The sequence below is a fragment of the Arthrobacter crystallopoietes genome, assembly GCF_002849715.1.
Lineage (GTDB): Bacteria > Actinomycetota > Actinomycetes > Actinomycetales > Micrococcaceae > Crystallibacter > Crystallibacter crystallopoietes.
Genome location: NZ_CP018865.1, coordinates 70,100 through 96,063, shown reverse-complemented (window position 1 = coordinate 96,063; position 25,964 = coordinate 70,100). Strand labels below are relative to the sequence as shown.

25 protein-coding genes and 1 pseudogene are annotated in these 25,964 nt (G+C 61.4%); 9 read left to right on the top strand and 17 right to left on the bottom strand.

The features are described from left to right. Window positions 1–212: 212 nt before the first annotated feature. The 11 genes from AC20117_RS22485 to AC20117_RS22435 form a co-directional block, all read right to left on the bottom strand. Window positions 213–647: a DUF4913 domain-containing protein gene (locus tag AC20117_RS22485; RefSeq protein ID WP_074703615.1), complete on the bottom strand. Its 435-nt coding sequence runs from the start codon at window positions 645–647 to the stop codon at window positions 213–215. 11 nt (window positions 648–658) lie between these two features. Further along, entirely contained in the window at window positions 659–2,428 is a 1,770-nt protein-coding gene (locus tag AC20117_RS22480) for a type IV secretory system conjugative DNA transfer family protein (RefSeq protein ID WP_074703614.1), read from the bottom strand. Beyond that, the gene (locus tag AC20117_RS22475) at window positions 2,425–4,047 is read right to left on the bottom strand and encodes a helicase HerA domain-containing protein (RefSeq protein WP_074703613.1); all 1,623 of its coding nucleotides are present in this window, start codon (window positions 4,045–4,047) and stop codon (window positions 2,425–2,427) included. Before AC20117_RS22475 ends, AC20117_RS22480 begins: the two co-directional genes overlap by 4 nt. Next, window positions 4,047–5,555 carry an SCO6880 family protein gene (locus AC20117_RS22470; RefSeq protein ID WP_074703612.1) on the bottom strand — a complete coding sequence of 503 codons (1,509 nt, stop codon included), beginning with the start codon at window positions 5,553–5,555 and terminating at the stop codon, window positions 4,047–4,049. The genes AC20117_RS22475 and AC20117_RS22470 overlap by 1 nt, the downstream gene beginning before the upstream one ends. Beyond that, a complete protein-coding gene (locus AC20117_RS22465) occupies window positions 5,542–6,831 on the bottom strand; it encodes a TrbL/VirB6 family protein (RefSeq protein ID WP_236777685.1) in 1,290 nt (429 codons plus the stop codon). Before AC20117_RS22465 ends, AC20117_RS22470 begins: the two co-directional genes overlap by 14 nt. Window position 6,832: 1 nt before the next feature. Then, window positions 6,833–7,573 carry a DUF8175 domain-containg protein gene (locus AC20117_RS22460; RefSeq protein WP_074703611.1) on the bottom strand — a complete coding sequence of 247 codons (741 nt, stop codon included), beginning with the start codon at window positions 7,571–7,573 and terminating at the stop codon, window positions 6,833–6,835. Between the two features lie 25 nt (window positions 7,574–7,598). Then, window positions 7,599–7,871 carry a TrbC/VirB2 family protein gene (locus AC20117_RS22455; protein WP_074703610.1) on the bottom strand — a complete coding sequence of 91 codons (273 nt, stop codon included), beginning with the start codon at window positions 7,869–7,871 and terminating at the stop codon, window positions 7,599–7,601. Between the two features lie 19 nt (window positions 7,872–7,890). Next, on the bottom strand, window positions 7,891–8,511 hold the full coding sequence (locus AC20117_RS22450) for a DUF6668 family protein (RefSeq protein WP_074703609.1): 621 nt from the start codon (window positions 8,509–8,511) through the stop codon (window positions 7,891–7,893). Window positions 8,512–8,618: 107 nt separating this feature from the next. Then, entirely contained in the window at window positions 8,619–10,046 is a 1,428-nt protein-coding gene (locus tag AC20117_RS22445) for a MinD/ParA family ATP-binding protein (RefSeq protein ID WP_074703608.1), read from the bottom strand. 46 nt (window positions 10,047–10,092) lie between these two features. Then, window positions 10,093–10,605: a hypothetical protein gene (locus tag AC20117_RS22440; protein WP_074703607.1), complete on the bottom strand. Its 513-nt coding sequence runs from the start codon at window positions 10,603–10,605 to the stop codon at window positions 10,093–10,095. After that, entirely contained in the window at window positions 10,602–11,654 is a 1,053-nt protein-coding gene (locus AC20117_RS22435) for a CHAP domain-containing protein (RefSeq protein ID WP_074703606.1), read from the bottom strand. Before AC20117_RS22435 ends, AC20117_RS22440 begins: the two co-directional genes overlap by 4 nt. 147 nt (window positions 11,655–11,801) lie before the next feature. On the opposite strand from AC20117_RS22435, the gene AC20117_RS22430 reads away from it, so the two are divergent. Next, the gene (locus AC20117_RS22430; protein ID WP_074703605.1) at window positions 11,802–12,128 is read left to right on the top strand and encodes an ArsR/SmtB family transcription factor; all 327 of its coding nucleotides are present in this window, start codon (window positions 11,802–11,804) and stop codon (window positions 12,126–12,128) included. A gap of 271 nt (window positions 12,129–12,399) precedes the next feature. Here the strand turns inward: AC20117_RS22430 and AC20117_RS22425 are convergent, their stop codons facing one another. From AC20117_RS22425 to AC20117_RS22415, 3 genes are all read right to left on the bottom strand, one after another. After that, window positions 12,400–12,855, bottom strand: coding sequence for a hypothetical protein (locus AC20117_RS22425; protein ID WP_074703604.1), 456 nt, complete (start codon window positions 12,853–12,855; stop codon window positions 12,400–12,402). A 150-nt stretch (window positions 12,856–13,005) separates the two neighbouring features. Further along, window positions 13,006–13,635 carry a phosphatase PAP2 family protein gene (locus AC20117_RS22420; RefSeq protein ID WP_074703603.1) on the bottom strand — a complete coding sequence of 210 codons (630 nt, stop codon included), beginning with the start codon at window positions 13,633–13,635 and terminating at the stop codon, window positions 13,006–13,008. Continuing rightward, window positions 13,632–14,630 carry a hypothetical protein gene (locus tag AC20117_RS22415; protein WP_074703602.1) on the bottom strand — a complete coding sequence of 333 codons (999 nt, stop codon included), beginning with the start codon at window positions 14,628–14,630 and terminating at the stop codon, window positions 13,632–13,634. The genes AC20117_RS22420 and AC20117_RS22415 overlap by 4 nt, the downstream gene beginning before the upstream one ends. A gap of 588 nt (window positions 14,631–15,218) precedes the next feature. Here AC20117_RS22415 and AC20117_RS22410 point away from each other — a divergent pair. From AC20117_RS22410 to AC20117_RS22365, 7 genes are all read left to right on the top strand, one after another. Continuing rightward, window positions 15,219–15,605, top strand: coding sequence for a hypothetical protein (locus AC20117_RS22410; protein WP_236777681.1), 387 nt, complete (start codon window positions 15,219–15,221; stop codon window positions 15,603–15,605). Between the two features lie 159 nt (window positions 15,606–15,764). Further along, window positions 15,765–17,654: a hypothetical protein gene (locus AC20117_RS22405; protein ID WP_083340050.1), complete on the top strand. Its 1,890-nt coding sequence runs from the start codon at window positions 15,765–15,767 to the stop codon at window positions 17,652–17,654. 1,097 nt (window positions 17,655–18,751) lie between these two features. Further along, window positions 18,752–18,973: a hypothetical protein gene (locus AC20117_RS23470; RefSeq protein WP_139186852.1), complete on the top strand. Its 222-nt coding sequence runs from the start codon at window positions 18,752–18,754 to the stop codon at window positions 18,971–18,973. A 483-nt stretch (window positions 18,974–19,456) separates the two neighbouring features. After that, window positions 19,457–20,380 (top strand): ParA family protein, encoded by a 924-nt coding sequence (locus AC20117_RS22380; RefSeq protein ID WP_205834790.1) that lies wholly within the window; start codon window positions 19,457–19,459, stop codon window positions 20,378–20,380. Further along, window positions 20,377–20,757, top strand: a complete 381-nt coding sequence (locus AC20117_RS22375; protein WP_074703598.1) for a ParB family protein — start codon at window positions 20,377–20,379, stop codon at window positions 20,755–20,757. Before AC20117_RS22380 ends, AC20117_RS22375 begins: the two co-directional genes overlap by 4 nt. A 544-nt stretch (window positions 20,758–21,301) precedes the next feature. Next, entirely contained in the window at window positions 21,302–22,504 is a 1,203-nt protein-coding gene (locus tag AC20117_RS22370; protein WP_170838002.1) for an IS110 family RNA-guided transposase, read from the top strand. Window positions 22,505–22,637: 133 nt separating this feature from the next. Then, entirely contained in the window at window positions 22,638–22,991 is a 354-nt protein-coding gene (locus tag AC20117_RS22365) for a helix-turn-helix transcriptional regulator (RefSeq protein WP_024475961.1), read from the top strand. On the opposite strand, the gene AC20117_RS22360 is transcribed toward AC20117_RS22365, so the two are convergent. Then, a complete protein-coding gene (locus tag AC20117_RS22360) occupies window positions 22,988–23,290 on the bottom strand; it encodes a P-II family nitrogen regulator (protein WP_019481131.1) in 303 nt (100 codons plus the stop codon). The two genes, AC20117_RS22365 and AC20117_RS22360, sit on opposite strands and share 4 nt — an antisense overlap. 4 nt (window positions 23,291–23,294) lie before the next feature. After that, window positions 23,295–24,239 carry a sodium-dependent bicarbonate transport family permease gene (locus AC20117_RS22355; RefSeq protein ID WP_019481130.1) on the bottom strand — a complete coding sequence of 315 codons (945 nt, stop codon included), beginning with the start codon at window positions 24,237–24,239 and terminating at the stop codon, window positions 23,295–23,297. 259 nt (window positions 24,240–24,498) lie between these two features. Here AC20117_RS22355 and AC20117_RS22350 point away from each other — a divergent pair, with 259 nt between their 5' ends. Then, window positions 24,499–25,374 carry a DUF6671 family protein gene (locus tag AC20117_RS22350; RefSeq protein ID WP_019481129.1) on the top strand — a complete coding sequence of 292 codons (876 nt, stop codon included), beginning with the start codon at window positions 24,499–24,501 and terminating at the stop codon, window positions 25,372–25,374. Window positions 25,375–25,629: 255 nt separating this feature from the next. Here the strand turns inward: AC20117_RS22350 and AC20117_RS22345 are convergent. Next, window positions 25,630–25,947, bottom strand: a pseudogene (locus tag AC20117_RS22345) (MFS transporter); the annotation flags it as partial. Window positions 25,948–25,964: the final 17 nt, after the last annotated feature.

The window sequence follows — 25,964 nt, the reverse complement described above, 5'->3', positions numbered from 1 at the left end:
TGGGACGATGCATTAAGGGGCTTTCCTGCGATCTCCACTAGTAGTCCCGTCCTGCGTCTCCCGTTGCCCCTCTCGGAAGCGCCGGGGAGCCCAGATAGGGATGCTGACGCCAAAGTGCGGCGACCAGCCGGCGCCGGTGATCATGCATAAGTCCACGTCCTCCGGGCAGGCGACGACACCTCCGTCCAGCAGGAACCCGGGCACCGTCACCTTTACCGGACTCGCACATCGGGGAACCAGCCGTTTGGGGCTTTTTGGGGTTCCATGTGTTCGGGGTCGCGGTGCTTTTGCATGTCGCATTTGTAGAACGGCCCGCGTGGGTCGAGGAGCACGCTCATGTGGTGGTCTGCGTGGTCTTTGAACCAGACACTGATACCGGTGGCGCCGTCGAGTCTAAGGTGTTCCCAGGCCCGCCACAGCGCTTCCACACGGGAGACAGCTTCCGGGTGGAAATACCATTCGAGGCACCATTTGGCTGCGCGGCCGTCGACATCGCGGACATAGGTAGGGAGTAGCTGCTCGTGCAGGAACTCTTCGGCTGAGCCGTACACCAGCTCCGGGGGCTTCTGCTCCTGACCTGAGTCAGCGCCAGTTTCCTCTACGTCCGAGCTGGGAGCTTCGCTGAATCGGCCGATGTCGATAGTCATGCCCTACTCCCCTACCCGGTCACCCACGGATTCGCGTTCGCCGCCGCTGCCACCGGCGCTGGTTCTTCCTCCGGCTGCGGGCTGTACTTCGTGATGGATGCCTCCACGGCTTCCTTGTGTTGGCCGGTATACCAGGGCATGGTCCGGACCAGCGTGGCTGGTGCACCGGATGCGAGGATGACGGCGCGGCCACGGTCCAGCTCCGCAAGGTTGGAAACGTCGAAGATGCGTTCCTTGCCTTCCTGGCGGGAGCGGCTGGACCCGTTTTTGCCGGAGGACATTGAGACGTTGATGTAGCTGTAGTCCCCGATCAGGTCCGAGAGTGCGCGGAGGAAGCCTTCTTCGGCCACGCCGCCGCCGTAAACCTTGACGTTCGCGGCGGACCAGATTTTGCGCATGTTCGCCTCACCCCACAGCTCCACGCCCTGGGACCAGGACTGCAGGATGCCCATGACGATCAGGCCCTTGGAGCCGTAGTGGCTGAACTGGTCCGGCAGCCCGGCCCAGCGGACGACGTTGGCCAACTCGTCCAGCGCGAACAGCGCGGGCTGGGGCAGGCGGCCGCCGCTGCGCTCGGCCCGTTCCTCCATCGCTTCAGCGATGGCCACCGTCAGCGCCGTGGTGAGCGGAGCAGCGGAGCCTGCGCCTTCCTTGGAGAGGATGTAGATCGTCTCCCGGGAGGCAGCGAAGGCATGCGGGTTGAACCGGGGTCGGGTATCCGTGGCGACGGTTGCGCCGCCTGTTGGGGCGACCCAGCGCAGCGTGTTCCGGCTTTTGAGGCACTGGATCATCTTTTCGGCGGTGCCGAAGATCCCGTCGCGCTGCTTGTCGGCCAGCTTCAGCGTGGACTCCAGACCCTTGTACTGCAACTCGTAGTCATGCTCCCTGAGGATTTCGATGGGTTCCTGGCTGACCTGTTCGGTCACCCACAGGTACACCTGCGTGATGGGCAACCCGCCGAGGGCGGCCGCGAGGAAATAGGAGGAGAGGATATCTTCTGCCTTGGGGTCAAAGTAGGCATCCGGCTTCGACCCCGGGAAGCGGGAGCCGGCCGAGAAGTGCTGGGTCAATTTGTACGCTTTTTCCTCGTCGGTGACGTAGGAGAGCGGGTTCCACCACCAGTGCGGTTCTTCCTGTGCAATCTTCTGCGGATCGAACACCCACACGTCAGCGGTGGCCTCGCGGACGCCACGGGTGCCGTCCACGACGTCGCGCTTGTTCGAGGTCGACACCACAGCCCCTGGTGCGTCCAGGATTGCTGGCATCACGCGGGATGTTGATTTACCTGTTCGTGGTCCCCAGATATCGAGGCTGAGGTCTTCCCAGGACTGAATGAACTTCCGGCCGGTGGAGACGACCTTGCCCACGGTGATTCCGGGAGTGCCCTTCACCCCCAGCCGCAAGGCGGTGGCTTTCGCTCCCTTTTCGGAGAACGCGGCCAGCGACTTCCCGCGGCCCAGGTAACGGGCGGCCTTATCCACGCGGGCACGCTTGGACGCGCCCTGCTGCCAGGCCACCAGCACGATAACGGCCAGAACGAGGACCACGCCGGCCATGAGGGACACGGCGAGAGTGGCTTGGCTGGGCCAGGGCACACGGCCCTTGGCCAGGCCGGCGATCAGGTCAATGGGGTGGGCAGGCGGGGCCTGAATGCCGGCCATCCAGGAGCCCACGTGCGCGGCCGCGTAGGTGCCGCCGCCAAAGACGGCAATGAAGCCTAGGGCGAGCCAGACCAGCAGGGCATCGCCGAGGCCCATTCCTTTACGGTTCGGAGCACTCATCGTGGTCCTCCTTCGTCGGGCATCCGGGGAGCAGCCGGTTCCATGGGTGCTTCCGCGGGCATCTCTATTCGCTCTTTGTTCCATCGGGTGTCGGTGTCGTTCAATCCCCCGGCCTGTTCAATGATGGTCAGGGCGATCCGGACGGGGATGCCCGGGCGGCCGCCGACCTTGATCAGGAACTTCCCCCGGCCCGGAGGCTCGACATCGAGACCGCGTGAGTCCCAGACGGGCGGGTCCTGCCACGAGATGAGCTTCTGCTGCTCCTGCCGCGATAACGGTATCGCGGAGGTCAGCAGCCGCATTTCCGACGCCGGCAGACCGCCGCAGATCACCATGCCCGAGCGTTCCACGAAACCGCGGGCCTTCATCCGGTCCTCTTCCGCCGGCAGCGCCAGCAGGTCGGACATGGTGTGGGAAATCATGATCTGCCCGACGCCGACGGACCGGTTCAACCGGGTCAGGGCGTCCACCCGGTCGACCATGCCCTTGCCGGAACGCAGCGCCCGCCACAGCTCGTCCAGCACCACGAAGTAGTTCCGGCGCGGCTCCAGGCCCGCGTCCGCGAGGGCGTTGGCGACGTTCACGGTGCCGAATCCGTAAGACCAGCACGCGAGCAGCACGGCCGCCTGCAGGTCGGTCTCGGTCTCATCGATGCTGGAGACGTCAAAGACCACGGCCCGGTCACGCTTCATCGGGTTGGTGGTCTGCCGGGAGAAGATTTCGCCCAGCTTCCCTCCCCCGGTCAGGCCCAGCAGGGTCGCTTCCAACGCCCGGGTCTCCCGCAGGTAGATCTTCATGTCGCCCCGGTCCAGTGCAACCTGACGCAGCTCATCCGGCGCGCAGACAATCACATCCAGGAGGTCCTGCAGCACCGGGATGCCCTCGAACCGCTCGTCGAGGACCCGCAGCGCCCGGTCCAGGATGGTCTGTTCCTGATCAGTGGGCGGGCTGTTGCGGCTGATCGTGATCAGCGAGACGACCATGTTCAGCCGGCGGCCGTGCGCGTCGGCACGGACCCGGGCGGCGGCTTCGTGGTGGCCGTGGTCCTCGAGGAGCCCGGCCGCCTCGACAGCCTGGCCGGGATCGAGGATGTTCAGGTACCCGACGCCGCGGCCGAGCCTGATCACCTGCCCGCCAAGGGCCTGGACGGCTTTGACGTGCTCACCCTTCAAATCCCCGAGGACCAGCGGGTGGATGCCTTGAGCGGACAGCCCTAAGAACATGCGGCGGACCAGCGTGGACTTGCCGAGCCCGGGTTTCCCGAGGATGAAGGCGGAAGGGTTGGAGATCAGCCGGGCGCGCTGGAACCAGCTGATCGGGTCGCAGCAGACCGTGGCCCGGGTTTCTTCATGGCGGCCCAGCGGGACGCCGATCATGGGCGAGGACGCGCCGGAGGAAAACGGCCACAGCCCGCAGACCTGGACCGTCGTCCCCCTGTACTCACGCACCGAGGGGACGAGCTGTGCCATGCCTCCGCCACGTCCGGACCAGCCGCGGGTGCCCGGCCCGGCCCCGCGGGAAGGACGGGTCGACCCGGTGCCTTTAGCCGCTTGTTTTGCTTGCATCACTTTCTCTACTGTCTTTGCTGTCTTTACTGGCAGAAATCTGATGCGGGCCATTACAGCGCATCCCTAATCTCGGAGGGCAGCATGCTGTGTTTGGGCAGGACCAGGCCCAGGGGCAGGGAGGCTGCGAAGGCGGTGTCCTGCGCGCCGTAGGCGCGGCGCAACAGCACCCGGGCAGGACCGGACGTCTGCTCAATGGCGGCCACGGCATCAGGGAGGCGTTCCCTGTCGGTCACCGTGGCCGTGACGATCATCCCGAAGTTCACCAGCCCGGCGCCCCGGGCTTCTTCCTGGGCGGTCTGCTCGGCGGACCGGAAATCGACCAGGGCCCGGGCACTGGGCCGGTTCCCGGAGGTGATGCGGACGTTCGCGTTGTTCTGGTCGCGCTCCACTATGACGGGGGCCAGGGCGGAATCCATCGGCCGGTACAGCAGCGACACCCGCTTACGATCAATGTCCCCGTGCGGGGCCAGCAACCGGGACAGGACCGAGGAGTTCACGGACCCGCGCGGGGCCCCGGTCATGGTCCAGGAGGCCGAGAACCCGCTGTCGTGCCGGTAGTTCTCCCAGTTCGCCTGGGTCGCGGTGGGACCGGCCTCGCCCCAGGTCAGGGATACCGGGGTACCGGCGGCGTGGGCTTGGTCGATGATCAGGGCGGCGGGGGGATCGTAGGCAACACGAACGGCTTCGCAGAGTTCCTGTGCCGGCATCGGGCGGGCGATGCCGGCTCCGGTGGACTGCAGGCGGGCCGACAGTCCCGGGATCCGGGAGGCGAGGTCCCGGGCCACGTCTTCGGGTGTGCGCTTCTTCGACCCTGCCCGCAGGCACGCGTTGAAGGTCAGGGATACCCAGGCGCGGACGGTGGCCGATCCTTCCGGATAGGTTTCCACGACTTCGCGCAGAATCGCCTGCGCGAAGTCCGGTGCGTTCGGGTCGATGTTCAGGTGGACTTCGTTGCGCAGCCGGTACCCGGAGTCCGGGGCGGTTTCCACCGTGACGGCTGCGGCGTCCAGCCCGGCCTCATCGGCCAGGCCGGCGAGCCAGCCGCCCCAGTTGGCCACCCAGGTGTCGACCTGTTCCGGGTCCACCAGTGAGGCTCCGTCGGGTTCGGTGGAGAAGACCACGGTGAAGTGGCCGGTAGCGGGCACGTGCAGCAGGGCGAACGGGCGGTTGTAGGAGTCGGTGAACTCGTAGAGCCTCGACTGCGCGGCCAGACCGGGCACCTGGTACATGCCCCACTCAGTCATCCCAAGGGGGCCGGAGCGGTAGAGGTTCGTTCCGGCCGATCGTGCGAGGCAGAAGCTCATCCGGGTGGCGAAGCGGTCGACTATGGATTGCCCGTGTTTGTCTTTGACTGTCAGCAGCAGGACCAGCAGTCCGGCTGCTGTCAGGACGCCCAGACCGGCGAAGAGCCCCCAGATGGCGAAGCTGATGATGCCCAGCAGAAGTCCGGCCATGACGATGCCGGTGCCGATGGCGCCGAGGTTGGCCAGGCCTGCGGAGCGCGGGACCCGCCAGTTTCCGTAGGACGGTTCCTTGTATTCGGTGTTAATTGCTGCCACTGGGGCCCTCCCCGGTTGAGTCCTGCGCGGTTTTTTGTGCGGCTTCGCCGGCTTTCGTTGCCAGCTTGATTCCGGTACTTGCTGCCAGCCCTACCGGTCCGGCGGCTGCCCCGGACGAACCTCCTCCGGCTGCGGAGGCGGCCGTCGGCGCTGCCGCGCCCTTCGACCAGTTCTGCGCCGCACCGCCGGGAGTCGGCTTGGCGTTCGTTGCGGTGCCGCCGCTCTGCCCGGTCTTGCTGGCTCCGGTGTTGACCTTGCCCGCGGTGCCGGATCCAGGGGGCTGGCTTGGCGGAGTCGGTGATGCGCTGCCGCGTCCGCTGCCGCTGCGTCCCAGGTTGATTGCTCCCGTGGCCAGTGCACCGACCGCAGCTCCCGCGGCGGCGCCTGAACCTCCATTTGACCCGGCAGCAACAGCGCCGACCAGAGGAGTGACGAAGCGCATCAGAGCAGGGAGGGCGAGGACGGCGAGGATCATGAGGGAGATCCCGGTAATGGAACCGAGCAGGGCGTCCTCCCCGATATTGGATTCCATGAGCACGAAGGCTGCCCCGTAGACCATTGAAGCGGCGGGTTTGTAGAGGATGAAGGCAAGGGTCCATCCCACGGCCTTCTGGAACCATTGCCTGCCCATCTCCATGTTGGTGAAGGCAGCCGTTGTGGGGAGAATGCCGGCAAGGATGACGAGCATGCCGCCGCGGACAATCATGAGCACTATCTGGACCAAGGAAGTCAGCAGGCTGATCAGGCCGAGAACAATCAGCAGGAATATCGCGTCCCCGTCCTGGATGACTGCGATCTCCCTTATGGCGGTGGCGAATCCTTCGCCGTCCGTTGCCGTATCGATGATTGTCCTGGAAAAGGCATCCGCGGCTTCCACGAGGATGGCGATGACGGCAAGGCCCATGCCGGAGACCAGGGTGAGCGTGAGCAAGGACCGGAGCAGGTCCTTCAGTGGTGCGCCGCGTTGTTCCCAGACCATGCGGGTGCCGCCGATGATCACCGACAGGACAGCCAGGGACAAGGTCCAGAGGGCTAAGCCGTTCTCCAGGAAGGCAACAGTGACGCTGGGGGACACACCGTCGGGGGTTGTTAGGTTCGGTGTGGGCATATCGACCCAAAATGTGGCCAGCGTGGTCACGATTTTGCTCAAGGCTTCAATGATGGCCTGGCCCAGGTATTCGATGCCGTTGTTTCCGACGTCGGTGATGGCGTCCTCTGCTGCGGATTTACCGGAGCAGATGAGGTCATACCAGCTGCACTGTTCATCGTCCGCCATGTCAGACTCCGGCCCAGGGAATGTAGGAACCCATATCCGGGATCTGCCGGAAGGGGTTCCCGCCGGCAGCAGGAGGCTCCAGCTTCCAGTCGCCCTTTTCCCAGACCAGTGACGCCGAGAGTGATCCAAGCGCACCGGTTTCGGTCTTTACCGCGAGGTCGACTACCGCTGTCCGGGGCGAGTAGCTGCGGATGATGAAGCCTTGGATCTGCATTTTCGGTGCGCTTCCACCTCCAATTTCGTTGCCTGCTTTTATTGCCTGGAGGGCAGCGTCTCTGGCCGGGCTGTCAGCGGTGAGGTCCTGGTAGACCAGCGTTGCGTCACCATAGAACGATGTTGCCCAGATATTGGCTGCGGAATAGAGTGCGCCGGCCGGCGAGTGGGCGAAGCAGGACTTGAGCCCGTTTGAGTCCGTTGTTCCCGGTCCAACAGTGGAAGGGTCGGACGGCACAGCCATTCCGTGTTGGAGAACCCATGTCGTTTTCGGGGCCACACCCAAGGCGGTGCTGTCGCTTTCGGGAAGGCCGCAGATGCTCTCCTCAAGACCGGAGGCCGGGGCGGAGCTGCCGGTTGCATCCGGTGCCGCAGGGTTGCCCTGTGGCTGGGCTTCAGTACTTCCCCTCGGCACGAAGAAGATCACGATTCCGGCGGCAACTATCGCCAGGATCAGGGCGGCCGAGGTGATGAACCCGGGGCGGGTAAAGGGATTTTGTTCGGTGTTCTCTTGCCTGGATCCGCTCATGATGATCCTCCTTCCGGTAACTGCTTTAGACGAATGCGCGGACGATGCCTGAAGCGCCGGTGATGATGATGCAGCCGGCGAGGACCCAGCCGAGCTTGCCGATGGATTCTCCGCCTTCGCCCCGGCGCAGCTGGATGACCATGCCGATGCCGACGATGATCACGCCCAGGACACCGAGGACGAGGCCGATACCGGACGCCCAGTCCAGGACGGTCAACAGGCCCTCCGCCTGTGGAGGAACTACGGGTGTCGGGTCCGGGATGAAGCTGAGGGGAAGGAGAAGAGCGCTGTTCTGCATGGTGGGACCTTTCGTGAGACTAAAGCTGTTGCGGGGTGGTTGGTGGCTGGTTGGTCAGGGATATGAGATCTGTGGCGAAGCGCTGATACTCGCGGCCCGGCAAGCCTGCCGTCACGTCCCCGTGCCGCCAGGCTTCGACCCATGGCAGGATCCAGAGGCGGGGGGCTCCTCCGCCCACGAGAAAGGCGAACTCTTTCAGGGCTTTGGGCAGTTTCCCGGGCGCATCTGCAAGAACAGCCAGGCCCAGCAGATCAACGGCGGGAGCCGCGCCGGAAGCCCACTGGATGAGGGCGCTTTGCACGGCTTTCAAGCCCCGCATATTCGAACGGCAGACCAGGAGTACGGCCGGTTTCCGTTGAGCGTCGTCGAGTACGGGCCAGCAGTGACCGGTGGCGCGTGCGCCGTCGAGGAGGTCGGCGATGGTGCTTTCGCCGGCTCCGCCGTGAGCGCCGGTGATCCACAGCGTTGCAGGTCCGGTCATGGTGCGGCGGGGCAGGCGATCCGCTGTGTCGGGTTCGACCATGCCCCTTAGCGGGGCATTGATGACTGCCGCCGGCGGCATGTACGTATCCGGTGCTTGTTCCGACGCGTTGTCGGGCCCGGCTTCACTGGTGACCCAGGGGTTCGGGGACTGTTGCATGGTTTCCTCCTTCCGTTCGGAAGATCGGTGGAGCGTGTGCGTGGCCCGTGAGTGGGCCACGAAGACTCATTGATGTGCCGGGGTGTTTCGGTCTGTTCCGGTCACGGTCAGAGGCCGCGGGCGACCGCGGCAGCCGCCCGGAGCCACGCCCTGCGCGTTGCCGGCTGGAGAGCGCCGAAACGGATCTGGCCGGACTTCAATGCCGGATCGAAAGGCACAACGACGACATCGCGGACGTAGGGACGGAACTTATCGGCTGTTTCCTGCGAGAGGCGGGCTTCGCCTTTCTGCCGCTCGGAGACGATCACGACGGCATTGGCCGCGAGTGAGGCAGAACGTTCGCTTTTCAGATCCAGGCCCTGCAGTGTCAGGAGGGCAGCCTCGACGCGGTCTTCTTCGTTGGTGGTGGGAACCACCAGCTGGTCCGCGTGGTCGATCATGCGGTTCCACTCTGCGCTGCGGTGGTTGTTGCCTGAATCCATCAGGATCAGCCGGTAGTACTTGGAGACAACCCGGTGCAGGATGTCTACTTCTTCGGCGGTGACTTCGTGGGTGCCGTCCACATCCTCATCGGAGCGCAGCACGTCGTACTTATCGGTGCTCTGGTGGTGAACGAAGGCGTTGATATCCGCGGACTGGGCCGTGGGCGACAGCAGGGCGTCAGCGGCAGCGATGACATCCAGGGCGCTGCGGGTGTGGTCGCCCTGTTCTGTCCGCCAGCCAAGGGTTCCCGTGGTCGGGTTGTTGTCCCACGCCACGACGCTGCCGCCGTTGCGGCCGAACACGGCCGCCAGATCGGCGACGGTCGGTGTCTTGTTCGATCCGCCTTTCTGATTGACCACGGCAATGGTGCGGGTACCGGCGAAGTGCTTGGAGGCCAGCCGGATATCCTCGCGTTCGCCCAGTTCATCCGCTGACGGTGCCAGCGAGAAACCCAGGTTGTTCAGCATTCCCCTGATGCCCCGGGTGGCCGGTTCAACGGTGCCCGGCGCGGCAAGGAAGCTACCTGCCTCCCTCAGCGGGCGGCGCTTGGCCGGTTGCGGCGAACATACAGGGCCGGAAGACACCGGGCCGGAAGCCGCGGGGCCGGGCGGCCAGGGCCTGGCGTCCGACTGGGCGTCCTCCTTCCCAAGAGCGGCGGCAGCTGTGTCGGGCTGGGCGGGTACTGTCTCCTGTTCGGTGGCCGGGACCGTGTCGGCCACGGCCGGCGCCGCCTCCTGGGGGGTGGTTTCCGGAGTTGGTGTCCGGCGGCGGGCGGGGCGGGTTTCGTAGGAGACTGATTCGATTGTCTTATCCGGGTGCACGATCAGTTCACCGTGTCCTTCGGGGTCCTCGATCCGGACCCTGACGGGGCGCTGCAGGGTCCGGGCCTCTCCCACGACGAGGTCCAGGGCGTTGTTGCGAAGGTCCTGCAGCGATTCCCCGGAGGGAACGATGCGGGAGTTTCCGGCGACGACGACCTCGGCGGTTCCGTTGTCGCGGACGATGGCACTGATGTTGGGAAAGGCCAGGACCTCGGTCGGTGTAGTACCCATGAGCTTCTTTTTCCTTTACGTGTGCGGGACGGGGCAGGTGCGGCGGTTAGGGCGTTGGTGGGGTGAGCCGGTTGACCTTCCACGGGGCCTGGCTGCCGGTGCGGAGCAGCTGCAGCGTGTAGGTGCCTGCGTTGGTGGGGACGGCGGCGGTGACGCCGTAGCCGTTGGTTTCATCGACGCTCAGCGTGGCGGGGCCGGTGACGCGGGTGGCCGGGACGTTGGCCGGGTCGACGGCTGAGTAGTCGGCGGTGGCCTGCGGGGTGAGCCAGCGGGCAAGATCATTGGCCCACTGCTGTTCCTCAATGGCGGGGCGGGTGAAGTTGGCCATGGCATTCTCTGCGACGTCCATGGCCTTGTCCTTGCTGGCCTGGTCCCAGGTGATGCCGGTGGTGGCCGGGGCTGTGCCGCCGGGTGCCTGCGGGCCGCTGCCGGCGCTGAGCGAGACGGGCGCGGACGGTCCGGCGGTGGTTGGTCCTGCCGGTGCCGGCGTGGTGTCCGCTGCCGGTGCGCATCCAGTGCAGAGCAGGGCAGCCGCGATGAGGGCCAGGGGCTTTTTCACTTGTTCTCCTCATGAACGGGCAGGTACAGGAAAGCCGACGGGGCAGTGCTGCTGACAGTCCGGGTGTAGTAGTTGTGGTCATCCGGCGGCGGGTTGCCGTTGTAGCCCTCTTCGATGAAGGTGCCGTCGTCGTTGACTTCCTTGACCACGGCGACGTGGCCGAAGGTCGGGTCCGCTCCCCCGACACCGGGCGCGTACCAAACGACCGCGCCGACACGGGGAACGGAACCGGTTGGCCAGCCTTTGGCGTGCCAGCCGGCCTTCCACGTCACCGCGGAGCCCAGCCGCTTCCCGTCGGGGCGGAACGTGCCGTTGAGGTACTTGAAGGGCGCGGTGGTGGAACCCATTTGCTGGTTCACCCGCCACAACGCGAAGTCCACACACTCGCGGTAGTACATGTTCAGCGGGGACGTGCTGGCATCATTGGCTCCGACCTGCTGCCAGGTCGGAGCGTCCTTCCACGGGTAGTCGTCCCCGGCACCGGGTTGCCCCGGAACGGCGCAGCCGCTGCCTTCCAGGGAGGACTTTCCGTCCGAGAGTGCCTCGACGAGTTTGACGGCCTCGGGCCAGTACTTTTCGTAGTGGTACGGGTCGGCGTTGCGCTGCACCTTGTTGCCCGCGATAGTGGGCTCCAGCAGTTCCCAGCCGTCGACAGCCTGCAGCGCCCTGATGAAGTTGGTGGCACTGGTAGCCGGGTCCATGCGGTCCGCGTACGAGCCCCACGCACCGTTGTCGCGCTGCTGGAACAAGCCACGGGAGTCAGGACCGGGTCCGTCGCCGTAGTCCAGGACACGCAGACCCGACTCGCCCAACGCGACCATCACACTGATCATTTGCCCTTTAACCGGCAGGTTCAACGTTTTACCAGCGTTCACGATGGCCGCAGCATTCTTCAACTGCTCCTCGGTGTAGCCATCAACGTTAGTGTCGCCGCCGGCGGCCGAAACCGGAGTGCAGGCCGCAGCTGCCGGCCGTGACCCTCCCAGCAGTACTAAAGAGAAGACCAGGCCCAGAAACACTGCCGGCACTAACGCAATAGCGCCGATCATGAGACCTTTCGGCTTCACGTCTGGTCCCCCCATTTCTGCGTTCGCGTGGGCTCCAAGCTCTAAAAGCAACACTTTAATGATGATGGTAGCATCACTTAAAAGATGTTGTAAGTTCATCGGGCTGCGAAGGTAGGCGAGAATTATGAAGTGCCCCGCATCTACAAGCCGATTCCCGGACTGCCCCCAGAGGTTGGAAACGCCTTGAGCGTTTTCAACGCCAACACTCTGCGGGCTGCCATCATCCGGGACCTTGCCCGGCATCCCGAAGGTGACACCACCGGAAACATCGCTAAACGGCTCGGCGTGGATTACCGGCAGGTCTACGTCCACATCAAGACGCTGGAAGCCGAGGCCCTTGTCTCCGCCGAGGGGGAAGCCGGCGACCGCAGCGGGCAGCGCATCCAATACTCCATAGATCTTGCCAGGCTGCGCGAGCAGGGCCACGTGTATATGAGATATCTCTTGGGGGAATGAACGCCCCTGTACGGCGCAGTCTCTGGATGTAGGGCATGTATCGGAGCTGGGTTCGCCGGAGAGGGGGATGTCGGCGGTGGAGGTTTGGGTGCCGCTGGCGTGAGCTTTGATCCCTCTGGAGTTCGCCAGTACCAGGCAGGCCTTGTTATCCACCGGTGACCAGGACGCCTGCGCCAACTACGCCGCCCAGTGTACTTAGTCAGGCCGGGGAGGGCGATGGGGCATGTCATGCTCCAGAGTCTACTGAAAAAATTTCAGTAATGAAACTTTTTCAGTCGGTCGTGCCCTGCGTCTTCGGGCGCGGCGGAAGGTTACGCAGGGCTTCAGTTACCGCACGCAGGGCGTCCACATTAACTTCGCCCAGCACACGGGCCGCAAAGTGCTCAACTTCAGCGATACGGTATGCCTCGATCAGGCGAAGCTCAGCCTCGACTCTTTCCGGGATGGGTCCGCTGCGCTGAAGGAGATAGTTCTCATCTACGTCAAAGAAGTACGCCAAGGCTTTGAGCAGTTCCGGATCCCAACGGTTGTCCGGAGAACCTGCCAACAGACGATGCCATCGGGTCTTCGTCAGCGTGAAGCCCCGTTCAGCGAGACCTTGGCGAATCTCTTCATAAGTGAAGCTGCCCGCGTCCTTGGCATGGACAATGTCCAAAAGGAGCTGAATCTTGGAGGCTAGGACCTCCCTATCAGTCCGCGGATCCACGGGCCTTTCGCTCTCGCTCATACTTCCTGCTTTCGTGTGCAACAAGCGGTTCGTGCCTGATCAGTTTCTGTCAATGGCAACGAGTCCACTCCCCCAATTTGTGCACCATAGTCATTGAATTCCTCGTCTGCCGAAGTTCGGCTGGTCTGGGAATCGTAGATAACTATTGTGTCAGCTTAGGATAAGGCCGCATGAGACGCCGAAAACAATGACGCCTGTTATAAAACCTACGCTGACTTGGGAAGTTGTGTGATCTCCGAGGTAGACACGGGACCAGCAGACCAAGGGCGCTGCCACAACGAACGGCAAACCCCACCAACCAAAAATCAGGACAGAGGCCGTTGCCGTGCCGCCAAGTGTTAGGGCATGACCGGACATCTTCCAGATGGGGCTGATCACGATCAGCGTCAGGATTCCGCACAGAATGCCGGCAATAAGTGCCCAGACCTGGGTCGACGCGCCAATGGTTGCCAAGATTGCACAGCCGATCAGTGCAGATCCGAGAGTCCAGAGCATAACGGGTCGTCTCTGCTTCTTGTCCCCCACGTGGTGATCTGTCAAAGTGCCCCTCTTGGCCAGCACAACTACGGCCAGTAACGGCACCAGGCAGATCGTAAGAGCCGCGATCATTCCTGGAACGAGCGAAACATGCCAAGCCGTATCCCCGCCTTTCACCGAGGCGAGGATGAGCAGGAGTGATAGCACGAGAGGCGGCTGCGCCACTTCCGTAGCCACCCTAGCCACGCGGGCAATCGCCTTCACGGATTGGTGTGCGGGTGGAGTCTGGGATGTTGCGGTCATGACTTTGCTTTCGTTTGAAGCTCTGAATGCAAGGAACAAGGGTCGCCATCGAACCGTGACTGCACGGAGGTCAAGACTCGGTCGGCCAACCATGGCGTCGGTTTCCTGGCAGGCGCTATCCGATGATCGCTAGCGCGAATCATGAATTCATAAAGCCTGCCGGATGGATCTTTCGTCGTAAAACTCTCCCCCACCTTGTGCAACCAAGTCGTGGGGCCAAACTGCCAATAAGACCTCGACAACATGAGGGTCAAAACGAGCAGTGCCGTTCGGTCCGGAAGTTGAAAATGGCGACCAGCCTTGACCATGGGTGGAATTCCAAGCCCGAAGGATGTCAGCAGCACACCTGTGTAGAAGAGCGGCGAAAAAAGCATGTAAAGAATACTCGTAAGTTCGTGACCAGCGCTGACGAACTCCAGCGACAAGAACAATATTTCATCAGTGCACGCGAGCACGATTAAGGTCATGCCAGTGGCCACCACTGCGGCACTTACCCGAACAGGGCGGCTATCCTGGCGGTGCAAACAGACTGTTAGAACCGACATTGCAAGAAGGCCCAAAAGTCCCATGTACACCACGGCGTAGACAAAGACAGCAGGCTGGTTGAGGTTTTCCGGAAGGTACTCCGAGGTTGTAGGGACGAACCGTTGGAAGGTGAAAGGAATAGCAATGGCTAATGCCATAAACCCCACTGCAGCAGGCCGGTGACTCAACTGCCGTCGGTAACCGTCACCTTCAGAGTATGCGGAGAAAATTCCCTCCCGTACGAGCCAGACAGCCACGGTAACGCATAAATTGCGCACAAGGTGCAGGACGTTGTGTCCGCCCATGGCCGCATCAATAGTTGCCTCGGGTACGACTACCCCAGTTGTGAACAACCCGAAGACGCCGACCCCCGTTGCGGCCAGGAATGCTGTAGAGGAGCGCCACCGCATCACAAAATACAAACGCACGGCAAACACTGTGGCCAATATCCAGAAGGCTGCGGCGGTCACAGCCCAAAAACCCTTTCGGCTTTGGAAATGGACTTCTTAGGCGCCGATTGGAGAATCTGAGCCAACCCGAAAGCCAAGTTTTCTGCTGCTGCTTCGGATTCATCCAGGGGCACGTCGACTGCTCGGCACATCCAACTGACCCCGCGTCGTTTGCCGATCCCTGAAAAAAAACCCGGCAGATAGCATGCCGTCGAAGGGCTTGCCTTTGTGTCCCAGAAGGATATGGCTCAGTTCATGGAGAACAACGTGCCGGCTCCATGACTTCACCCCGGGCAAATAGCGCACAATGCCATGCGTAGGCGTATCGATCCAGTGACCAGTAACGCCCTCTCCCAGGGTTTCTGATGAACCTTCCTCAAACACAAGCGGCTTTCCGTATTTTTCTTCGACGGCTGCAACAAGGTGGCTCAAATTTGGGTACTGGGGTAAATCCAATGACTCGAGGACTTCCATTGTCAGCGAGGACCGCTCCATAGGGTCCGTTCCCATAGTTTAGTTAGCCCTCCCATCGTCACTGAAAAAATTTCAGTAGTGTGTAGTATGAAAACAGCGCCCGTCAGGTGGGCCCTGCAAGGGGCCACCCTACCAATGAAGAGTGACGACTGCTCGCTCAACGGAAATCTTGAAGGAGAACCAACAAAGATGACCCAGCCTGCAGCCGTGAGCACCTCAGGGAGTTTAAAAAAACGTGGCGACACGCCTACCGCCATCGCACGTTTCGTTAATCAAAAACGATTAGATGACACTATGGCAATCCAAAAGCTCAGTCAGGGTGGACGCCCTTCAAAGGGCCCGCGGCACACATTTGTGGTCAAACTCGATATTGCGCGTGCCGAAAAGCTTCGCGCGATCATGGAACTCCTCGACACAAACGCGGTGGAATATCTGACTCCGCTCGTTGCCGAACACGTGGATTCGATCAATCTTGATGAGCTGAGGAACCAGGAGGAGTTGCCGATCCAGCGCAGCGCATAGAAAAAGGCCCGTCCTTTCGGACGGGCCCTCTCAAAGTTTCCTACTCAATACCGACCGAAGCCGCCAAGTTTCACCGGTAATGAGCAACTTATAAATCGGGGTATTTTCATGCCCTGATCCATATGGAGTGATTCCATCATACACACACACTTTTTTCCAGTGGGTCATGTCGGCCTGTCCGCCACAGACGGCGTGTCGGGCACCAACAAGCTCCCAAAGTCCCAGGAAGATCAGGAACAGGCGGAAGCTGAATGGCTTGCCTTGGCCAGCCTGCTTGCTTCGCAACCTAGGGTTCGCCTGTCCAAAGATGGCGGGAAAACCTATCGGGACAGCGGTGAACGCGACCTCACGGATGCCCTGCCCTCGCTCCCTGCGGCTGTTCGCACCTGCGGCACTGATGGGCTGGTCCGGACGATCTGCCTTGACCTGGACACCAGCCGCGGCGGGCAGGACAAGGTCGAGTCGGACTACAAAGCGCTGTGCCACTGGTTTTCCAGCAGCGACGTCCGCTGGATCGAGGACCAGTCCCCCAGCGGCGGCCGCCACCTCTACCTCCCGCTGAATTTCGGTGTCGCCTTCACCGACGCCAAGGAATTCGTACAGGCTGCCGCGAAACGCTTCTCCAGCATCGACCCCGGCCCGCACGAGAACGCCAAGACCGGTGCCATCCGCGTTCCCGGCAGTGTCTGGAAGAAGGGCGGGTATCAGCGGCTCACGATGAGCCTGAACATCGCCTATGACATTGCCCGCCGGAACCGCAACAACTGGACCGGATGGAGCCAGCTGCGGCAAAGCTTGGCCGAAGAACTGGCCGCTGTGCGGCAGCGGCGTGAACAGCCGTTGGAGCTGCTGGAGCCGGCCGAAGCCCTGCCCCTAGCTGGCGGGCCCCGTGCACTTCCTGCCCTGAAGGAGTACACCGCACGCAGCGGAAACTACGACACCACCCGTTACAGCACTCCCTCGGAAGCACGCCAGGGCGTCATGGCCTCGGCCGTCGCGGCCGGCTGGTCCCTTACCGATGTACAGCGGCGCATGAACCAGAACATCTGGGCCGGCATGGTCGGGTTTTACTCCCGCTACTCCCCCAGCAACAGGCGCAAAGCACTGCAGCGGGACTGGCGCAGCGCGGTCAAGCACGTTGAAAGCTTCCGCAAAAAACCAAACACCAACGGCACAGAAAATGACAGTGGGTATAAAAGCTACACAAGCCCGCCTAATACACACCCCCCTGTACTTACCCTGCTCCACCAGCCCGGCTCCCCCGCTGAGTACCAGTACCTGCTGACCTGGCGGAACGCGCTACGTGCCTACGAAGAATCCGTAATCGGATCCAGGTCGGGACTGGGCTACAGGATGCTGCTGCGGGCGATTGGCGAAGCAGCCCATAAGCGAGGCAGCCGGTTCATAGAATTCGGGGTCAGGTCGTTGGCCATCGCAACTGGCACGCACGAAACGACCGTGGCCCGCCAACTTCGGGAACTGTCCAGGACGGAGCGCCCGATGATTAGGCTCGCGCAGGAAGGTCGTGGACTCCGTGGAGATCTCTATGAACTGGTCATCCCGGATAAGTACCGGACACGGGCTGAAGCCACAGCATGGCGCCCGGGAAAGATCCACGCGCTCAGGCCGGTGTTCCGTGAACTGGGCGTGGTCTCCGCGTTCGTCTACGAAGCCATCGAACGCGCAGACGGCGAGCTCATCAGCGCGGACATCGCACGGACGAGTGGTCTCTCCCCCAAAGCAGTGACACACGCCCTGGAACTGATGGCCGCCTGGAACATGATCAGCCGCGTTGCTGGACGTTGGCACATTGTTAAAGAGACCAGCTTGCGGACCCTCGCTGAGTACTTCGGGGTCCTGGAAGCCATCGGCCGGCAAATGCAACGCTACCGCTTCGAACGAGCCCAATGGCTGCAGTGGCTCCTGAAACGAGCGCTATCCGGCGAAGCCGTCCTGGCAGGCCCCCACGACGATTACCCGTACTGGCAATACGGGCCCCCAGAGGACGAACAAACGATCGGCGCCCTGCTGTACGCAGAAGCTTCATAGGGGACGAGAGCAGCGGCTGGAGTTATCCATTGGTCCCGGAAAGGAAGATCGGGACCGAGAGTGGCTGTAAGCGCCAGCATTCGATACTTGCAAAACTTTCAATACAAGTAATTCCAGTAAGGCAACTAAATACAGTGAAGGAAGTTATGCAACTAGGTCCGTATCCCCCAGCCAAGAATGCAGGGCTGCAACCCCTAGTGACCGATGGCTGCTGGAATACGACCGGCCGCGTTGCTGGACGTTGGCACATCGTTATGGAGACCAGCTTGCGGACCCTCGCTGAGTACTTCGGGGTCCTGGAAGCCATTGGCCCCGGAAAGGAAGATCGGGACCGAGAGTGGCTGTAAGCGCCAGCATTCGATACTTGCAAAACTTTCAATACAAGTAATTCCAGTAAGGCAACTAAATACAGTGAAGGAAGTTATGCAACTAGGTCCGTATCCCCCAGCCAAGAATGCAGGGCTGCAACCCCTAGTGACCGATGGCTGCTGGAATACGACCGGCCGCGTTGCTGGACGTTGGCACATCGTTATGGAGACCAGCTTGCGGACCCTCGCTGAGTACTTCGGGGTCCTGGAAGCCATTGGCCCCGGAAAGGAAGATCGGGACCGAGAGTGGCTGTAAGCGCCAGCATTCGATACTTGCAAAACTTTCAATACAAGTAATTCCAGTAAGGCAACTAAATACAGTGAAGGAAGTTATGCAACTAGGTCCGTATCCCCCAGCCAAGAATGCAGGGCTGCAACCCCTAGTGACCGATGGCTGCTGGAATACGACCGGCCGCGTTGCTGGACGTTGGCACATCGTTATGGAGACCAGCTTGCGGACCCTCGCTGAGTACTTCGGGGTCCTGGAAGCCATTGGCCCCGGAAAGGAAGATCGGGACCGAGAGTGGCTGTAAGCGCCAGCATTCGATACTTGCAAAACTTTCAATACAAGTAATTCCAGTAAGGCAACTAAATACAGTGAAGGAAGTTATGCAACTAGGCCCGTATCCCCCAGCCAAGAATGCAGGGCTGCAACCCCTAGTGACCGATGGCTGCTGGAATACGACCGGCCGTGTCGCTGGACGTTGGCACATCGTTATGGAGACCAGCTTGCGGACCCTCGCTGAGTACTTCGGGGTCCTGGAAGCCATCGGCCGGCAAATGCAACGCTACCGCTTCGAACGAGCCCAATGGCTGCAGTGGCTCCTGAAACGAGCGCTATCCGGCGAAGCCGTCCTGGCAGGCCCCCACGACGATTACCCGTACTGGCAATACGGGCCCCCAGAGGACGAACAAACGATCGGCGCCCTGCTGTACGCAGAAGCTTCATAGGGGACGAGAGCAGCGGCTGGAGTTATCCATTGGTCCCGGAAAGGAAGATCGGGACCGAGAGTGGCTGTAAGCGCCAGCATTCGATACTTGCAAAACTTTCAATACAAGTAATTCCAGTAAGGCTACTAAATACAGTGAAGGAGGTTATGCAACTAGGCCCGTATCCCCCAGCCAAGCAGGGCTGCAACCCCTAGGGGCACTGTCAATGGTGCAAAGCCGTCACACCGGCTATCGCATCTCTCGAAGCGGGGGAGCGATGGGCAGTAGGTGGGGCACTAAACGTGAATCGTCGCACTGGTCCACCTCGATCCCAGATGCGGGAAGAGTCTTCAATGCTGACGGAAATTACTGCCAATACAAGTGTTTCCAGTAAACCCAGTAATCAATGTAAAAAAAGTAGCGACACTAAAGCCAGCATCCCAAGGTTAGCCAGCAGCCCCCAGTACGCTGGCAGAAACAACGCTTGGATCGAAAGGGAACCCCTTGAACCAGATCGACCGCGCGGCCCTTAGCCGCGTAATAGCAGTCATCAACGGCAAAGGTGGAGTTTTCAAGACGACACTTACTGCCAATATCGGGGGACTGCTGGCGCAATCCGGCTACCGTGTACTCCTAGTCGACCTCGATCCCCAAGGGAATCTAGCTGAAGACCTCGGTTACACCAGCAAAGAACACAACGACGATGGTAAAGCCCTAGCAGCAGCTATCGCCTTCGATGGACCGGTAACCCCCGTTGAATCTGGACGTGAGAACCTGGACGTGCTACCTGGCGGCCCTTATCTCGATTCTGCTGCCGCAAGTCTCGCCTCACGGACGCAGAAAGACCCTGATGGAGCCCAATTGGCCCTAGCTAGGGTCTTGGCGCCGATCGCTGGTGACTACGACATGGTCATCATCGATTGCCCACCAGGAAACGAACCACTGCAATCTGCAGCAGTGGCAGCGGCCCGCTACGCATTGATTCCAGTAAAGACTGACCTTTCCAGTCTCAAAGGCATGACCGCAGTCGCCAAACGTCTGGATGGAGTGGTCAAGTTGAACCCCATGCTCGACCTGCTCGGAGTTGTCTTGGTCGGAACTGCCAAGAGTGCCAGTAAGGTTCAGCGCGTAGCGCGTGAACACGTCACGCAACTCTTCGGCGTGGACACCGTGCTATTCCCCATGACGGTTCGCCATGCCGAATCCACGGCCCAGGTCACTCGCCAAAAGGGGCTGTTGGCTCACGAAGTCGAGAAGCAAGTCAACAGTGCACCCAAATGGTTCGAAGTACTCAAGGGACAAGCTGATGCAAGCGAGGCAGGGCCCCGCTCAGCAGCCAACGTTGCAGGTGACCTTCATGCAGTCACACAAGAAGTAATCGCGAGAATCGTGGCCATTGAAAGCGAAAAGGAAGAGCAGAACGTATGAGCGATGCAATTGAATCCGATCGTAAGGTCGCCGGCCTCGCGCCGCGTAGGAGCGCATCGAAGACCGATACCGCACCTTCTGAGCCAGCCCCGCTGGGCCGGCTGCTGCGCAAGGTCCGGGATGACGAAGCCCGCGCCGGCCAGGAGCCCGAAGAGCCCATGGTGAATGTAACGATTTCTATCCCCAAATCACTGAGGACTCGCGCCCGCGCCGCATTCAAAGCAACCAGCTATCTTGAGAACGACCACTCCTGGTCGCATATGGTTTCAAAGGCGCTTGAGTCCGAAACCTCGCGTCGAGAAGCGACGCACAACGGGGGGGAAGCATATGACGGCGGCGACCAGCGGTTAGCCCCCGGTCGCAAACTCCAAGACTGAAGTTGGTAATACTTTTCTTACTAGCTTCACCAGCAATACTTGTAAATCAAGGAAAGCAGTAAAGCGCTAGTAGCTCCGGAACGAAGCCCTGCCGGCCCGATCTGGTTATGCGCTAACAATTCGGCCCCTTGCCTGATGGCAAGGGGCCGAATGTGTATAAAAAGACAAGTTCGTCTGAAGGTCAGCCTGGCGTGGCCACCCGCGTCCATCAGCAGGTGGGTGACGGCAGAGAGCCTCTCGCTCGTATCGGGAAGTGGTCCTCGCTGCGCTCGGCTGTAGAAGCATTTTTCTTTTTTTGCTGCTGTCCTTATGTTGTTGCCGGGTAGTTTTCCGTGGCCGTTGTAGGGTCGTGGCTACCCAGGAGAGGTGGGTATGGCTTTTGCTGCTGTGCCGAACATTTTCTGTGATGGCTTCGAAGGATTGGCCGCCCGCCACCCCGCGATGACCCGACCGCTGATTGAGAGACGCGACATGATCGCCGGATAAGGACACGACGGCGCGGTTATCTGCTGGCTCTTCTCATCCAACAGACTGGAGGCTGTTCTTGGTGCAATTATGGGCCGGTATCGATGCCGGCAAAGCCCATCACCACTGCGTTGTGATCGATGGCGAGGGAAACAGGCTGCTCTCGCAGAAGGTTCCCAACGACGAAGCGGCGCTCATCCAACTTTTGGGCACGGTCCTGGACTTGTCGGACGGTGGTCCTTTGGTGTGGGCGATGGACTTGAATCATGGCGGACCGGCGCTGCTCATCGCGTTGCTTGTCGGTCATGGTCAGAACCTTCTCTATATTCCTGGGCGGACGGTGCACCACGCCTCGAAGATTTATAGGGGTGACGGCAAGACAGATGCCAAGGATGCCGCTGTGATCGCCGACCAGGCCCGGATGCGGACTGACCTGCAGCCTTTGCGCGCCGGTGACGAGATCAGCGTCGGGTTGCGACTCCTAACGGCCCGGCGGGCTGACAAGTCGGCGGATCGGGTGAGGTCGATTAATCGACTCAAAGCTCAGCTCCTGGAGTATTTCCCCGCGCTGGAGCGGACCTTCGATTACAGCCGGTCCAAAGCCGCGCTGATGTTGCTGACCAAGTACCGGACTCCGGATGGGATCCGCCGTGCCGGCCAGGCGCGAATCCAGGCGTGGTTGAAGAAACACGGTGCTCGTTCCTCGGCAGCGGTTGCTGCGGCTGCGGTAGAAGCCGCGAAGTCCCAGCAGACCGTCGTTCCTGCCCAACGCATCGGGGAGGTGATTGTCGCAGCCCTCGCCCGCGAAGTGGCAAGTTTGAACGAGGAACTGGAAGAACTGGATGCGCTGATCAGCGAGAAGGTTACTGAACACCGGCATACCGAGGTGCTGTTGAGCATGCCCGGCTTTGGCCCTGTCCTTGCCGCCGAATTCCTTGGTGCCACCGGCGGAGATATGACGGTTTTTCAGTCTGCGGACCGGTTCGCCGGTGTTGTTGGATTGGCGCCGGCGCCGAGGGACTCCGGAAGGATCAGCGGCAACCACCATCGGCCAAGACGATACGATCGCCGGCTGCTCCGCGTCTTCTTCCTCTCCGGGCTCTCGGCGCTTAAATCCTGCCCGGCCTCACGTGCCTATTACGACCGAAAACGGGTGGAAGGGAAATCTCACATCCAGGCCATGCTCTCGCTCGCCCGACGGCGGCTCAATGTCCTCTGGGCCATGCTCCGCGACGGCACTACTTACACCTTGGTATCGCTGGCACCACCACTTACAGCCTGATCTAGCCGTCTACGACCGGCGGCTTGGTAACGAGACGATTCCTGCGCCTGGCGATCATAAGCGTTGTGGGTGCTTGCTGTGGATTGGGACCGGCGGCGCTTTCGTCGTGCCCAGATCCGCTATTGTCCAAGGGGTGGCGACTGAAGATTTTGAAGCAAAGGAAAGCGAAGTGTCAGGCAGCGGCATCGGGTGGACGTTCCTGACTAACCACGCCCACGTACTGTTGACCATTGCCCGTGATCCGCAGATACGGCTACGTGACCTGGCTGCCACGGTGGGGGTCACGGAGCGTGCCGCCCAGAAGATTGCTGCTGACCTTGTCGAGGCCGGCTACATCACCAGGACACGGGCAGGCAGGCGGAACATCTATTCTGTGGTGTTCGGCCGCCCGTTCCGGCACCCTGTTGATGCCGGCCATCAGCTTGACGAACTCCTTGCTGTGCTCGTGCCTGAAAAGGGGCAGCCCGCGGAGGGCACGAAGGCCTAGAACTTGGCCGGCCGCAGGACCTCGACGTCGCTCAGAAACAGGATCATGGCGTAGTCCTCGTAGTAGTGCTCGCGAAGGTGTGCAGCAAGGCCTTCCGCTATCACGGCGTCGCAGACCACCTCGATACGGATATTGCTGTTCGCTTCCCAGCCTGCTCCGCGGACGCCCCGGCTGCCTTTCCCGCGCGCGTCGGTGATGGTGTATCCGTGGGCGTGGTGTTGCTCGATGTCGCGGACGAGGGTTGATTCGAGGACGGCCTCGGTGACGATGGTCAGGAGCTTGCGTCGGTGGCTTTCCATGGCTTTATCCCCTCGCGAAGGTATGGATCCAGATGGACAGGGCGTGGTAGAGCGGGATCCCCACCACCACGTTGAACGGGAAGGTGATCCCTAGGGATGCCGCCAGCGACAACGTGGGGTTGGCTTCCGGTACGGAAATGCGCATGGCCGCCGGCGCCGCGATGTAGGAGGCACTTGCCGCCAGTGTTGCCAGAATAGCTGTTCCGCCCACCGACAGTCCTAATGCCCAGCCCAGCCCTGCACCTATGACGGCTGAGAACAGCGGCATGATGATGGCAAAAGCCGCTAGGAACACGCCGTATTTGCGCAGGCCTCCGAGCTGCGTTGCTGTCAGCAGCCCCATTTCCAGCAGGAATAAGGCAAGGATCCCTTTGAACATGTCCACAAACAGGGGTTCGATGGAGGACAGGCCGTCGGGTCCGGCGATCCAGCCGATGAACAGGCCACCCAGGAGCAGGACAATGCCTTTTCCGAGGAAGACCTCGTGAGCGACCGTTTTCCACCTGGTCTCCTTGGAGACTCCCCGCGCCAAAACTATGCCCACGATGATGGCTGGTACTTCCAGCATCACCAGAAGCAGCGGCATGTGCTCTTCGAAGACGACCTGTCGAGTGCCCAGGTAGGCGATGGCTACGGCGAAGGTACCTACACTGACGGAGCCATAGTGGGCGGCAATGGAGGCTGCGTCGGCACGTTTGAAGCGTCCGAGGTAGCGCAGCACCGGGAAGGCCAGAAGGGAAAGGAAGAATCCCATCGCCACTACGGCCAGGATCTGGGGTAGCAGTTCGCCAAAGGGCTGCTTGGCGAGTTCCACACCGCCCTTAAGGCCAATGGCCAGCAGCAGCACGATGGTGACGAACTCATAGATTGCCGCCGGAAGGCGCAGCTCCGACCGGAGCAGCCCGGCCAGCGCCCCAAGAATGAAGAAAAGGATGATGGGGTCTACCACATTAGGACTCTCTGATTATTTCCCGACGGAGTGAACAAGAGCAGTAATGAACCCTGCCGGGTCCCCTGGACTCACTGGCCGCAGATGCAAGCTCGTGCTGCCAGCATTTCACAAATCGCCGCATACATACGCATTGCTATTCATGAAACGTAATTCGTCTATTAGGATGTCTTCGAAGGTTTGGGGGACTGTCCCGGCCTCGGCACCTGGGATGAGGTGCCGGCCACTTCAGCCTCTGCTGCTCCATGAAAGGTGAGTTGTGACCAAGGCCGAATCTGATGATCCAATCCCGCATGCAATCTATGCCGGTGAACGCGTCGCTCTGCTGACCCAACATGGGAAGGAGCGGGTGCTAGGACCCGCGCTGGAGCATGCACTTGGGTGCCGGGTTGAACATGTCACGGGTTACGACACGGACTTGCTCGGTACTTTCACACGTGACATTTCCCGCGCAGGAACACAATCGGAAACTGCCCGTAAGAAGGCATCGGTGGGCATGGAATTATCGGGCCTGTTGCTGGGTATCGCCAGCGAGGGTTCCTTTGGGCCGGATCCCTACATCGGCATGTTCCCGTGGAACATCGAACTAATCGTTTGGATGGACAACGAGCGCAATCTCGAGGTGGTGGGAATAGGCGAAGGGAAAACAAACTTCAATCACCTGCTCACCGGCGAGTGGGCGGCAGCCCAGGCGTTCGCCCGTGAAGTGCAGTTTCCTGGACACCATCTGGTCGTTCGCCCTGACGGCAAGGACGGAACGTACATCTGCAAGGGAATCGCGAGCTGGCAGGACCTGGAGCGCGCCTTTTCGAGAGCGTTGACTCGATCTTCAAACGGCTTGGTCTTAATCGAGACCGACATGCGTGCCAGCGCAAACCCAACACGCATGGAAGTAATCGGCCTCGCGGCCGAAGACCTTGCCCATAAGCTTCGCTCCTTGTGCCCAGCCTGCGGCACTCCAGGGTTCTGGCGAGTCGGCCGGGTACCGGGGCTCCAGTGCAGTGCATGCGGTACGCCGACCAGCGAGACGCGTGCTGAGACGTTTGGATGCCTCAAATGCCCTTACCACGACACCCGCGACATAGCCGATACAACGTCCGCACCCCCAAGTATTTGTGACTACTGCAACCCCTGACGTTTGCCCCTCCTTCTGCGCCGCCGCCCTACGTGTCAGGTCGGAAACCCTACAGGAGATCGCTTGATCCAGAGGGGGGGATCCCCACCCGTGATTCCAAAGCCCCATTGGTGGATCACCTCATTGTGACCGGGGCCCTAACCGACCCGCAGGAATCCGTTGACAACATCATTGAGATTCCTGACGGATCATACGTGCCCGCTCCGTACCGTCAACCGGACTCCGTCCGGCTGCGGACCCGGGATTTTCGTCCGGCATGGCGAGTCCGCGTTTTTCGGGGCCGATCAGGTCGATTTTCATGACGACCGTGGTTGACCAGGTGAGGCCCTGGTTGATGCCGAGCAGGACGTTTGCCGCGACTACCCATCCCCAGTCCGGGGCCAGGATGAGCATCGCGGGGACCGGTACGGCGAAGAGCCAGCCGGTCAGGAGGACGGGTTTGCGTCCGAGGCGGTCGACGAGGATCCCGGCGGCGTAGTTGCTGGTTGCCTTGGTGATTCCGAACGCGGCGATATAGGTGAAGATGACCGTGTAACAGGTCAGGCCGAAGTCCTCGGCGGCCAGCAGGGGCAGGACGGTCTGCTGCTGGC